The 10,763-nt window shown below is 62.9% G+C and carries 12 protein-coding genes; 11 read left to right on the top strand and 1 reads right to left on the bottom strand.

Annotated elements, in window-relative coordinates; genetic code table 11:
* From AB4Z16_RS27785 to AB4Z16_RS27745, 9 genes are all read left to right on the top strand, one after another.
* Positions 1-762 (top strand): chromate transporter (locus AB4Z16_RS27785; RefSeq protein ID WP_441514543.1); only part of this gene is annotated, 762 nt, incomplete at its 5' end.
* A 195-nt stretch (positions 763-957) separates the two neighbouring features.
* A complete protein-coding gene (locus tag AB4Z16_RS27780; RefSeq protein ID WP_441514542.1) occupies positions 958-1,272 on the top strand; it encodes a hypothetical protein in 315 nt (104 codons plus the stop codon).
* A gap of 26 nt (positions 1,273-1,298) precedes the next feature.
* A complete protein-coding gene (locus tag AB4Z16_RS27775; RefSeq protein ID WP_441514541.1) occupies positions 1,299-1,556 on the top strand; it encodes a hypothetical protein in 258 nt (85 codons plus the stop codon).
* Positions 1,557-2,064: 508 nt separating this feature from the next.
* A complete protein-coding gene (msrB, locus tag AB4Z16_RS27770) occupies positions 2,065-2,556 on the top strand; it encodes a peptide-methionine (R)-S-oxide reductase MsrB (RefSeq protein WP_441514540.1) in 492 nt (163 codons plus the stop codon).
* A 17-nt stretch (positions 2,557-2,573) separates the two neighbouring features.
* On the top strand, positions 2,574-4,445 hold the full coding sequence (locus AB4Z16_RS27765) for a cytochrome c biogenesis protein DipZ (protein ID WP_441514539.1): 1,872 nt from the start codon (positions 2,574-2,576) through the stop codon (positions 4,443-4,445).
* Between the two features lie 16 nt (positions 4,446-4,461).
* A complete protein-coding gene (gene msrA / locus AB4Z16_RS27760; RefSeq protein ID WP_441514538.1) occupies positions 4,462-5,199 on the top strand; it encodes a peptide-methionine (S)-S-oxide reductase MsrA in 738 nt (245 codons plus the stop codon).
* A 20-nt stretch (positions 5,200-5,219) separates the two neighbouring features.
* Positions 5,220-5,966: an ATP-binding protein gene (locus AB4Z16_RS27755; protein ID WP_441514537.1), complete on the top strand. Its 747-nt coding sequence runs from the start codon at positions 5,220-5,222 to the stop codon at positions 5,964-5,966.
* Between the two features lie 31 nt (positions 5,967-5,997).
* Positions 5,998-7,011: a L,D-transpeptidase family protein gene (locus AB4Z16_RS27750; protein ID WP_441514536.1), complete on the top strand. Its 1,014-nt coding sequence runs from the start codon at positions 5,998-6,000 to the stop codon at positions 7,009-7,011.
* A 62-nt stretch (positions 7,012-7,073) separates the two neighbouring features.
* The gene (locus AB4Z16_RS27745; RefSeq protein WP_441514535.1) at positions 7,074-7,979 is read left to right on the top strand and encodes a hypothetical protein; all 906 of its coding nucleotides are present in this window, start codon (positions 7,074-7,076) and stop codon (positions 7,977-7,979) included.
* Positions 7,980-9,047: 1,068 nt separating this feature from the next.
* Here the strand turns inward: AB4Z16_RS27745 and AB4Z16_RS27740 are convergent.
* Positions 9,048-9,605 (bottom strand): TetR/AcrR family transcriptional regulator, encoded by a 558-nt coding sequence (locus tag AB4Z16_RS27740; RefSeq protein ID WP_441514534.1) that lies wholly within the window; start codon positions 9,603-9,605, stop codon positions 9,048-9,050.
* A gap of 47 nt (positions 9,606-9,652) precedes the next feature.
* Here AB4Z16_RS27740 and AB4Z16_RS27735 point away from each other — a divergent pair, with 47 nt between their 5' ends.
* Both AB4Z16_RS27735 and AB4Z16_RS27730 read left to right on the top strand, forming a co-directional pair.
* A complete protein-coding gene (locus AB4Z16_RS27735) occupies positions 9,653-10,177 on the top strand; it encodes a dihydrofolate reductase family protein (RefSeq protein WP_441514533.1) in 525 nt (174 codons plus the stop codon).
* 166 nt (positions 10,178-10,343) lie between these two features.
* On the top strand, positions 10,344-10,526 hold the full coding sequence (locus tag AB4Z16_RS27730) for a hypothetical protein (protein WP_441514532.1): 183 nt from the start codon (positions 10,344-10,346) through the stop codon (positions 10,524-10,526).
* The last annotated feature ends 237 nt before the right edge of the window (positions 10,527-10,763 follow it).

The following is a 10,763-nucleotide window of genomic DNA, read 5'->3' as shown; positions in this document are numbered from 1 at the left end:
TCAGCGCTTGGCGAAGGCATTCCCGCGCATGCCAGGCCGCCGCTGAGCTGGTCGCTGAAGGTCGCCGCCATCGGCTTCTTCCTCTGGTTCGCTCCGGTCATCGCCTTGCTGGCGACGCTCGGCCGAGGCGACGTGTTCACCGAGATTTCGATCTTCTTCTCCAAGATGGCGATGGTGACCTTCGGCGGGGCCTATTCGGTCCTGTCCTATGTCGCGCAGCAGGCGGTCGAGCACTATGGCTGGCTGAAGCCGGGCGAGATGCTGGACGGCCTCGGCATGGCCGAAACCACCCCCGGGCCACTGATCATGGTCACGCAATTCGTCGGCTTCATGGGCGCCTATCGTGCACCGGGTTCGCTCAACCCGCTGCTGGCGGCCACGCTCGGCGGACTGCTGACGACCTGGGTAACCTTCGTGCCCTGCTTCCTCTGGATCTTCCTGGGCGCTCCGTTCATGGAAACGATGCGCAACAACAAGGCGCTGTCCGCCGCGCTCGGGGCGATCACAGCCGCCGTCGTCGGGGTGATCCTGAACCTGTCAATCTGGTTCGCCATGCACGTCCTGTTCGCCGAGGTTCGGCAGGTCAAAGGGTTCGGCATGGAGATCGACGTCCCGGTCCTGAGCACGGTCAACGTCGCCGCGCTGCTGCTGACGTCGGCCGCCATGGTCGCCGTCTTCCGCTTTAAGGTCGGGATGATCCAAGTCATTGCAGCCTGTTCGGCAATCGGCGTGCTGTACTGGCTTGCAACGGGTGGAATCTGAACTTCGATTTTCGGTGCAAACAAGAGCCAACGCCTTTCGGCCGGATTAGGGTTCCGGCCGAAAGACGCGAATGGAAGCGGCTTCGCCGCCACCGGCCCGCATTGCCACGAACAACCGGTCGAGTTCGGGCACGTACAATGACGTGCGAGCGCCCGGCCGGGTCGGGACCTGCGCCAAGCGGACGTAGGCGGCATCGTGGCGCTCGAAGACATCAACCACGCCTTCGCCGCAGCTCACGTAAATTCGCTGGCGTTTGGAATCGACAAACAGATCGTCGGCATCCCCGCAGGTGCCGACGGCGCTCGCCCGGCTCCCGTCTTGGGCCGAAAAGGCAACCAATCGAGGCGGAGAACGGGTGACGGTGAGCACCTGATGCGCGTCCGGATCAACGGCGAGCGGGAAGTTCGCGCCCAGATCGGTGAGCGGCAGCGATTTGACCTGTCGCTTTGCCGCCAGATCGACGACCGCGACCTCGTGGTATTGGGCACATTGACGAAGGCGTGGGCTTGAGCCTCGTCTAGCTGAAAGCTCTCGGGGTGCGCCTTCAGGGCAACATCACCGATCTTGCGGAGCGTTTTGGGATCGATGACGGCCAATGCGCCACTGCCGTATCCGACGAGGATGTGGCCGGACTCTCGATCGATCCGGATGTTATCCGCGTCGGCGCCGAGCTCGATCCTGCCGACTGGCTCCAGGTCTTCGCCGCGAAAGACACGCACGGACCCGTCACCGCCATTGGCGACATAGAGCGTGTCGGTGGACGCGACATAAGCGAGGCCTTGCGGCTCCTCTAGCCCCTTCAATGGTGCGGAGCAGCTTTCGCTCGCGCAAATCGACGACGCCGATACTGTCGTTGCCCAGTTCCGCCACGAACAGCCTCTAGCGCGGGCTATCGATCGAGAAATGATCGATGCGCCCTCTGACCTCACCAAGCGGAATTTCGCCGTCGAGCCGTAGAGGCGCTGGTTCAGCGGCCGAAGCGGCTCCCGCAAAAGCGATGGACACTGCGAATAGGAGAGATCCGACGCATAGCATGGCTTCACCTGGTGCACCACGATGATGCGCCGCGTCCTCGCCAAGTGGAAGCGCTTGATGGGTGAAATACCCCATCTTTGCAGGCGCCGAACTACGGCGCTCGATCTGGTTCCTGCTGTCAGGACAGCAGATGCTCGCGAAGAACGATAGAGTGCTTTTGTCGTCCGATCAAAACGCCGCGACTAACGCTATTCCTAACTGAATACAGCGATCACAATGGTTGCACGATGCAAGCGAATTGCGGCGCCGGCTTCCAAGGTGAGCACTATGATCACAAGGCGCATCCTTCTGGCGGCAATGGCGGCAGGAACGATTGGGGTGGGCGTGACGAGGCGCCCGCGCTCGGCAAGTGCAGCAGAAGACTACACCGTTAAACACAGCGAAGCGGAATGGCGCAAACTGCTGACACCGGAGCAATATGCGGTGCTGCGCCAAAGCGCGACCGAGCGCCCCTATACGAGTCCCCTCAACCAGGAGAAGCGTCGGGGTACATTCGCTTGTGCTGGGTGCGACCAGGAACTGTTCTCCTCCACGACCAAATTCGAGAGCGGCACCGGCTGGCCGAGTTTTTGGGCACCGATCTCCGATAAAGCCGTCGGCACCGAGCGCGACACTTCGCTGAGCATGGTCCGCGTCGCTGCGCATTGCGGCCGCTGCGGCGGCCATCTCGGCCATGTCTTCGATGACGGGCCGCGGCCGACGGGTCTGCGCTACTGCATGAACGGGGTCGCCATGGCCTTCAGGCCGCTGGCGGCCTGAACGAAGACACGACGCTTATGACCTTGCTTCTGCTCGCCTATCTTGGCGGCGTGCTGACGATCGTCAGCCCCTGCATCCTGCCTGTCCTGCCCTTCATCTTCGCGCGGGCGGGCCAACCTTTCCTGCGCAGCACGCTGCCGATGCTGCTCGGCATGGCGCTCGCCTTCGCAGCCGTGGCGACGCTGGCGGCTGTCGGCGGCAACTGGGCCGTGGAGGCGAACCAGTACGGCCGATTTGCTGCCATGGCGCTGCTCGCCCTGTTCGGCATCGCTTTGCTGTTTCCTGCACTGGCAGACCGATTTGCCAGGCCGCTCGTTGCACTGGGTGGGCGGCTGTCGGAAACGGCTTCACGACAGGGTGGCGGCTCAGGGGCCATCGTCCCCTCGATCCTACTCGGTCTCGCGACCGGATTGCTCTGGGCGCCCTGCGCCGGTCCGATTTTGGGACTCATCCTGACGGGGGCGGCCCTGCAAGGCGCGAATATCGGGACGTCCCTGTTGCTGCTCGCCTATGCGGCAGGCGCCGCGACATCCCTTGCGATCGCCTTGCTCGCCGGCGGCAGGGTCTTTGGTCTGATGAAGCGTTTGCTCGGAGCCGGTGAGTGGCTGCGCCGCATTGGAGGCGTCGCGGTTCTCGCGGCCGTGGTAGCGATTGCACTCGGCCTCGACACCGGATTCCTGACGCGGCTGTCGCTGGCAGGCACGAATGCCGTCGAGCAGCATCTGCTCGACCGCTTCGCAGTGTCCACCGCACCGGCCCCGCCAACAGGGAGCGGCCCGGCCATGATGAGCGGTGGCGCCAATACGGGCAGCAATCCTGCGATGATGAGCGGCAATGCGCCGGCCATGATGAGCGCCAATCCGGCAATGACGGGCGCCAATCCAGCCATGATGGCGGCCAAACCCTCCGGCGCGGAAACCGAGCTTCCCGTCGAAGGCGCCCTGCCCTCGCTCGCTGGCGCCACCGCCTGGCTTAACGGGCCGCCGCTCACGGCCGAGAGCCTCAAAGGCAAGGTGGCGCTGATCGACTTCTGGACCTACTCCTGCATCAACTGCCTTCGCGCAATCCCCTATGTCCGGGCCTGGGCAGAGAAGTACAAGGGTCAGGGCCTAGTCGTTATCGGCGTGCATTCGCCGGAATTCGCCTTCGCGAAGCGCATCGACAATGTGAAGCAGGCCAGCGCCGATCTTCAGATCGGCTACCTGGTAGCGGTCGACAACGACTATGCGATCTGGCGCGCCTTCAAGAACCGCTATTGGCCGGCGCATTACTTCATCGACGCGCAAGGCCGGATCCGCCACCACCATTTCGGCGAAGGCGGCTACGCGGAATCGGAAAAGGTGATCCAGCAGCTTCTTGCGGAGGCAGGCCGCGGCGATGTCGCAACGGGCACCGTTTCTGTCAAAGCGTCAGGTGCTGAGATGGCCTCCGCCGAAGCGGATGTCCGCTCGCCCGAGACCTATCTCGGTTACGAGCGCGCCGAGAACTTCGTATCCCCGGGGGGAGCAGTAGAGGACTCCGTCGGCCGCTACGAGCCCGGCACGCCGCGCCTCAACGAATGGGGTCTCTCGGGCCATTGGACGATCGGCAAGGAGCATGCGGCCCTCGAAGGGCCGGATGGTGCCATCACCTACCGCTTCCATGCCCGCGACCTGCACCTCGTGCTTGGCCCGGGCGCAGATGGTAAGCCAGTGCGCTTCCGCGTGATGATCGATGGCGCGCCGCCCGGTGTCGATCACGGCATCGACGTCGACGCCGAGGGCAATGGCACAGTCGCGGGACAGCGTCTCTACCAACTCATCCGACAAAGCGGCCCGATCAAGGACCGCACTTTCGAAATCATGTTTCTCGACGCCGGCGCCCAGGCTTATGCCTTCACCTTCGGCTGATCACGGAGATACCGTCATGCCCGTCAAAGCCCGTTCGCCCCTAACCATGTTGAGCCGCCGGGCGCTGCTCGGCGCTGCCGCAGTCGCTCTCGGCGCCGCCGTACTGAAGCTATCCCCTCTGGCCGCGGCTGAGGAGGCTCGTATCATTCCGCCTCCGGCGACGGATGAGGCTGCGGCTTCAGACACATCGCAGAAGGTCGCGGTGCTTGCTGGCGGCTGCTTCTGGGGCGTCCAGGGCGTCTTCCAGCATGTCGACGGCGTCAGCGCTGCCGTGTCCGGCTACGCCGGTGGCGAGAAGGCCACGGCCGAATACGAAAAGGTCGGCACTGGGCGCACCGGCCATGCCGAAGCGGTCCGGATCACCTATGATCCGCGCAAGGTCAGCTACGCGAAACTGCTTCAGATCTATTTCTCGGTCGCCCATGACCCGACGCAGCTCAACCGGCAAGGGCCGGATTCGGGCACACAGTACCGCTCTGCCATCTTCCCGGTCGATGCCGAGCAGGCGCGCGTCGCCAAGGCCTATATCGGCCAACTCAATCAGGCCCGTGCCTATGACGCAGCGATCGTGACAAAGATCGAGCCGGAACGCGCCTTCTACCCGGCCGAGGCCTATCATCAGGACTTCCTGACGCGCTACCCGACGCACCCCTATATCGTGATCAACGACATACCCAAGGTCGAGAATCTGAAGCGGGTCTTCCCTCAGCTCTATCGGAACAAGCCGGTTCTGGTTTCCCAGGCGTTGAACTAGGAGACCCACCTACCCGTCGCGTGAGGGGCCGCCCCATCGACATCAACGGCGAGTACGCGAAAGCCTTTCCTGGAGATCCGCCGGCAGCGCGCACACCAGATCGCATCTATCTCAACGGCAAGGAGCTCCGCCTCCCTCTCTGGTTCCTGAACGCCGAAGAAATCTGCGCCTGGCTCAGCGCAGCGGAACAAACGCAAGAACCCGTGCTGAAGGATTGGTGGGCACTCGATCAGCTCTTGAGCGAGCTGACGCGAATCAAGAAGAAGGCGGCTGGCTCCTATTGCGATGCCGTGACCGGCCATCTCGCCAAAATCGAATTGATACCGCGAGGTTCGAGGCGCTGTTTACCGCGCACCGCGCGGTCGCGAGCCCAACGCCCAAGCGAGATCAGCCAGACCATTATCAGCCAGTGCGCCAACTTCATCGGCCATCGGCTCCAGAATCCCGACGACATAGACCATTTCCGTCGCATCATCCCGATGCAGGCTCGAAGATTGTTGGACCAGGAGACGATCCTGTCATCGGGGGAAGCAATCGTTTTCGGGAGTGCCTTCCATATTTTGACGCGGGTTGAATTCGATCGCCCTGAGCCAGGTCCGTATAGCCAGACCGCTGCGCCGTTCCACGAATGGTCAAAGGAGAAGGCGCCATTTCCGCTGACCAAGGTCATTGACGCGTGGGTTGGCTCTGAAGCCCGGCCGAGTGTCTATCACGGCCCATCGCGACGCTGCCATCCCCAGCAACGCTGTCGCGGAACTCCGGGATGAAAGATTGCGTTGGCGGTTCATGGAGCCAGCGATGATGACGTTCGTGCCACGCGCTGTTTTTGAGCTGCTGAGGAAGTGCCAGGCAGCCTTGTTGTGTGGATGCGTATTGCTAGCGCCGGTAGCCGCGCACGCCCTCACCGCCGACGAGGTGAACCGAGCGGGTCCCCCGACCACCACGAAAAGCAAGGTGCCGCGCCCCAACGCTTCGATCGTCAAAGCCCAAGTCCTACTGGCGCGCCAGGGTATTTCTCCCGGGGAGATCGACGGGCTGGATGGCGACAACTATCGGAAGGCCATCTATCAGTTCCGTCGCCGCCAAAATCTCGGAGCCGGCGATATCATTGACACTGCGACCTGGCAGGTCCTCAAAGGGGACGTCAGCTCGGATATCGTCTCGGACTACGTCGTGACGAAGGAGGATATCAAAACCCGGTACGTCAGGCGCATTCCTCACGATTACGCTCGTCAGGCCCGGATGAAGCGGCTCGGCTACCGGAGCGCCCAGGAGATGTTCGCCGAACGCTTTCACATGAGCGAGGGTCTGCTCAGGACGTTCAACCCGCGATCGCATTATGGGAAGCGCGAGGAAACTCTGCACGTTGTCTCGGTCGGACGAACCGCTCCTTCCGACGAGGCACGGACAGTGGAGGCCGACAAGACGAACAGCATCGTTCGAGCGCTGGATGCCACCGGAAAGGTCATCGCGATTTATCCGGCCACCATCGGCAGCGAGGACACCCCCTCGCCTGAGGGCGAATATCAGGTGGTGAGGATCGTGAAAAACCCGACCTATCACTACGACCCGGTCAAGAATTTCCAGCAGGGCAAGAACAAGCGTCGCCTGGTGCTCCCCAGGGGTCCCAACAACCCGGTCGGTTCGGTCTGGATCGAGCTGTCGAAGCCGACCTTCGGCATTCATGGTACGCCGGAGCCTTCGAAGATCAGCAAGGCCTCATGGCATGGCTGTGTCCGGCTCACGAATTGGGATGCCGAGGAACTGGCCCAGATCGTCAGGCCAGGTACGACCGTCCGCTTCATCGAATAGGCGATATCACCCGGGCTGCCGGGCTGAAGCCGTGCACCAGTCGGGATCAGGATCGTCGGTCGATGGCCGGTCGCGAACGCAACGACATCGAGATTCGCGATGATGAAGAAGGCGCGGGTGCCATCGTCTCCTTCCCGTTCGACGCCGCAGTTGCGGAGCGTTTTCGCGAAGCCTTTCCGCGAGCCCGCTGGAGCGATCGGTTGTCAGCCTGGAAGCTGCCGGGAACGACCGCGATGCTTCGCGCGGCACGATGGCTCGATCGCGAGCTGCCGAGTGCATTTACCCTCGCGGATGAGCGCGGTCGCGATTCCTTTTCGTTCGAGCCGATCGTCAGCCCATATCTGGAGGCTGCCGATGAGATCATCGTGCGCACCCCGTATTCACGAACCGTCGTCGAGGAATTGCGCGCAGTACCATGGGCCTGGTGGAACGGCGAGGACAAGGCCTGGCACGTTCCGTTCCGATCGATAGATGAACTTCGCAGGAGATGGCCGGCGATCGAAGCCGCCGCGGAACGCAGCGAGCCGGAAGCTCGGAGGCAAAGGCGCGAAGCGGCAAAATCCGAGCCCGAATACGAAGGCACGAAAGCAACGGCGGCCGAGCACCGACGTCGACGCTATCCCGTGCCTGCAAGCGAATTGCCGCCGACCGACCGGGTGCTGATGTCACATGAGGGGCCGCTCGTCGTCCTTGAGGTAACCGGCGAGATCGTGCCCATGGAAACCGCCGCCCGGCATTATCCTTGGAGCTCTGGACAGTCAGACGATCTGGTCTGGGCTTTGTGGCGGCGTGCGACCCATGAGGAACTGGTCAAGACCTGGCCTGCGCGACGCCCGACCACGCCGGACGCCTTCCTTCGCGGATGGTGGCAGCCCACGCTCGAGGAACTGCGTGCCGCCCGGCGAGCCGCGAGGTCCTTGGACCGTGCGCAGGAAACGCGCCGAACGAGCCGCTCAACTCAGGAATGATTTCGCACAACGAAGGAGGCGCTGTCGGCGAGGCGTGCTTGACTCGCTATTCCGTTTGTTCTCTCTATGTTCTCTCAATAGAGGGCATGACCGATGGTAGCAGTCGAGGCTTCCCGCCCGCCTGAACCAGACCCGTTTGCCGTTGCCGATGAGGAGGTCGATGCGGTCCTGGAGGAAGCTAGCGGAGATTCCCGGGAGGCGATCCGGATGATCCTCTGGGATCTTGCGGTGATGGCTGCCGATGCCGATGCGGCCTCTTCCAGAGGGTTTCTTCGCGGCCGCTTTTCTGAGGGGCGGCGGCGCCCTCGCCTTGTCGACCAAACATGAGACGCAAGGGTGAGCTCTCTCCTGCGGAAATTGACCGCCGTTGGCCTCACCAGGTCGCAGTCGAGATCCCGCCGGGCCATGGGCTGGGCATCGTGCCATCGACTGGCCCGTTGTCCTCCCTCGCTCCCCGAGGCCATGAGGTTGTCCACGAAGGAAGGCGCTTTCGAGTTTTCTGCTTCTCCGATCCGGATCAGGCCGCGCGCTTCAAGGACATCATGGGCGGGTTCGAATTCGATCCTCGAGATCGCGGCCGCGGAGCCTATTGGGGAACATGGTACCGAGGTCGTGGAGCCGCGCGCGATACCAAGCGTCGGCAATCCTGACGCACCCATATCATCCGACATGGTAGGGTCGAGCGAATCACTGTCCAGCAGATCTTCATGAACGCCGTTGCCCCGATCAGCTATCTCGACACCCTCAATCCGGCGCAGCGGCGCGCCGTCGTCCACGGCGTCGGAGCGGTAGCGGCCTCCCCTGGTAATCGCGGCATTCGGCAACAAAGACCACCAAGTGCTCTGGAGACGAATGGCTAACTCAGCTTCCCTACAGCCCACAGCAGTGCAAGGAAGCGTCACCCGATTCCCGGGATGCCCCTACGCTCCGATTGCCCGCAGACGATGACGGTCTCGATCCGCCCTTGATACAATTTGCTGGTGCATAGAACGCCCTCGAGACGGTGGAGCGCCTGCTCTTCGCTGCTTTGCGAAAGTTCGGTCTACTTCCGGCGCGGGCCAACAGTGGTCATTCCACCCCTCCAACAAACTCCTCCAACACCCGCCTGATCGCCTGTTCCGCCGGCACGCCGCGTGTGAAGGCCCACCACGTATGCGCGCCCTGCCAGAGGCTCGCCATCTGCCAACCGAGGCGTTCGCCTCGCGTCCGGTCCTTCGAGAGGCGGCGGCCGAGCGCTTCGGCCAAGCGATGGCCCCAGGAAGCGCCACGGGCGCGGAGGACGGGATTGCGGATGTCCTCCCTCAACAGCAGCAGGCCGTTGGTGGCATCGAGTTCCGCGGATTCGGGCGGCATCAGACGAATCAGAAGGTTCATCGCGCCTTCGGGCGTCGGTGGTTCCTCCGCGTCCGCCGCCTCTGTCTCCGCGTCCAGCCGGTCCCATGCCCGCAGGAGAATCGCCTGAACCATGGCCTCACGGTTGCCATAGCGCTGTACCAGCGTCGCCGGCGAGAGCCCACAGCCGGTCGCGGCGCGGGTGAAGGTGAGGCCGTCGGGCCCGCTCTCCATAAGTGTCCCGAGGAGTTTGTCGAGTACTTGCTCGTCAGGGATCGTCTTGTGCCTAGCCATGAATATATATAAACATATATTCATTTATAAATCAACACGGGACCACCATGGCTCGAATTCTGGGATATATCGCCACCAGCCTCGACGGGATGATCACGGCTGAAGACAACAGCCTCGACTGGCTGTTCAAGTACGACGACATGAACCTCGGCGAGCACGACTACCGCACCTTCCTCAAACGAACCCGCACCGTAGTGATGGGGCGCGGTACGTATGAGTTCATAGCGGGGGATTCCTCTCCCTGGTCATACGGGGACAAGCGCGTGATCGTCGTCACGTCGCGGCCGATCGACAATCCGAAGGGGCCGCTGGAGGTTCGCAGCGACGTCGATGCGGTGATCCGCGAGCTGCGCGGACTGGACGATGGCGATGTCTGGATGCTGGGCGGCGGGCAGTTGCAGATGGCCTTCCTTGAGCGCGGGGCACTGGACGAGATCGAAATCTACGTCATCCCGGAAATGCTAGGCGGCGGTCGGCCGCTCTTTCCACTCAGCGGGTTTCGCGCGAGCCCGACACTGATCAGCGCTCAGGCGATCGACAAGGGCTGCGTGCGGCTGCACTACCGATTTTAGGCGTAATCCGGCGGGCACGACACGTAAGCACGTCCCACGGTCCGCACGAGAAGGTTCTCAGGCCTTATTTCTCTAAAATATCATAATCAATCGGTCATAAGTTCAGCTACTCGCAGGATCGTTGGTGGTCTTTCCTGTCCAATGCCCGGATAATCGCGGGCGCCGGATGCGAGGCCGCAGCGAGGCGCGCGGAGCGGATGAGGCGCTATCGACGGCGACCCAGCAGGCGACCCATGGCCTGATGGCCCCGTTTATCGGCAGCTATTACAATGAAGGCAGCACGGACGCCGCGGCGGACGCGCCAATCCCGACCGTGCCGACGAAGGCGCGGTTCAGCCCGGTCCATTAAGCGGCAGATTGTTGCGGGCGTCGGCAGTCGGCGACAAAAAGCCCGGCCTCGCATAGCGAGACCAGGCGCGCGGTGGCAGTCTGATGGCGAAGGGCTGAGATCGACCGGTCCGCGGAGCTCAAGGCGGGTGAGCACCAGGAACCTTCCGCAAATTCCGAGCGTTGCCGCAGCACCGCTATCGAAAGAGGGGCTGCAGATGCGTTCCATCATACTTTGGCTTGTAGGCGTTCCGATCCC

Source organism: Allobosea sp. TAF32, from assembly GCF_052113585.1.
Taxonomy (GTDB): Bacteria; Pseudomonadota; Alphaproteobacteria; order Rhizobiales; family Beijerinckiaceae; genus Allobosea.
This window is presented reverse-complemented; position numbering and strand designations above follow the sequence as displayed.

Excerpts from the sequence above, each read along its gene's own strand:
- msrB (WP_441514540.1), top strand. The coding sequence starts at position 2,065 with ATGATCACAAGGCGCATCCTTCTGGCGGCAATGGCGGCAGGAACGATT.
- AB4Z16_RS27745 (WP_441514535.1), top strand. The coding sequence starts at position 7,074 with ATGGCCGGTCGCGAACGCAACGACATCGAGATTCGCGATGATGAAGAA.
- AB4Z16_RS27765 (WP_441514539.1), top strand. The coding sequence starts at position 2,574 with ATGACCTTGCTTCTGCTCGCCTATCTTGGCGGCGTGCTGACGATCGTC.
- msrA (WP_441514538.1), top strand. The coding sequence starts at position 4,462 with ATGCCCGTCAAAGCCCGTTCGCCCCTAACCATGTTGAGCCGCCGGGCG.
- AB4Z16_RS27735 (WP_441514533.1), top strand. The coding sequence starts at position 9,653 with ATGGCTCGAATTCTGGGATATATCGCCACCAGCCTCGACGGGATGATC.
- AB4Z16_RS27730 (WP_441514532.1), top strand. The coding sequence starts at position 10,344 with ATGCGAGGCCGCAGCGAGGCGCGCGGAGCGGATGAGGCGCTATCGACG.
- AB4Z16_RS27750 (WP_441514536.1), top strand. The coding sequence starts at position 5,998 with ATGATGACGTTCGTGCCACGCGCTGTTTTTGAGCTGCTGAGGAAGTGC.
- AB4Z16_RS27740 (WP_441514534.1), bottom strand. The coding sequence starts at position 9,605 with ATGGCTAGGCACAAGACGATCCCTGACGAGCAAGTACTCGACAAACTC.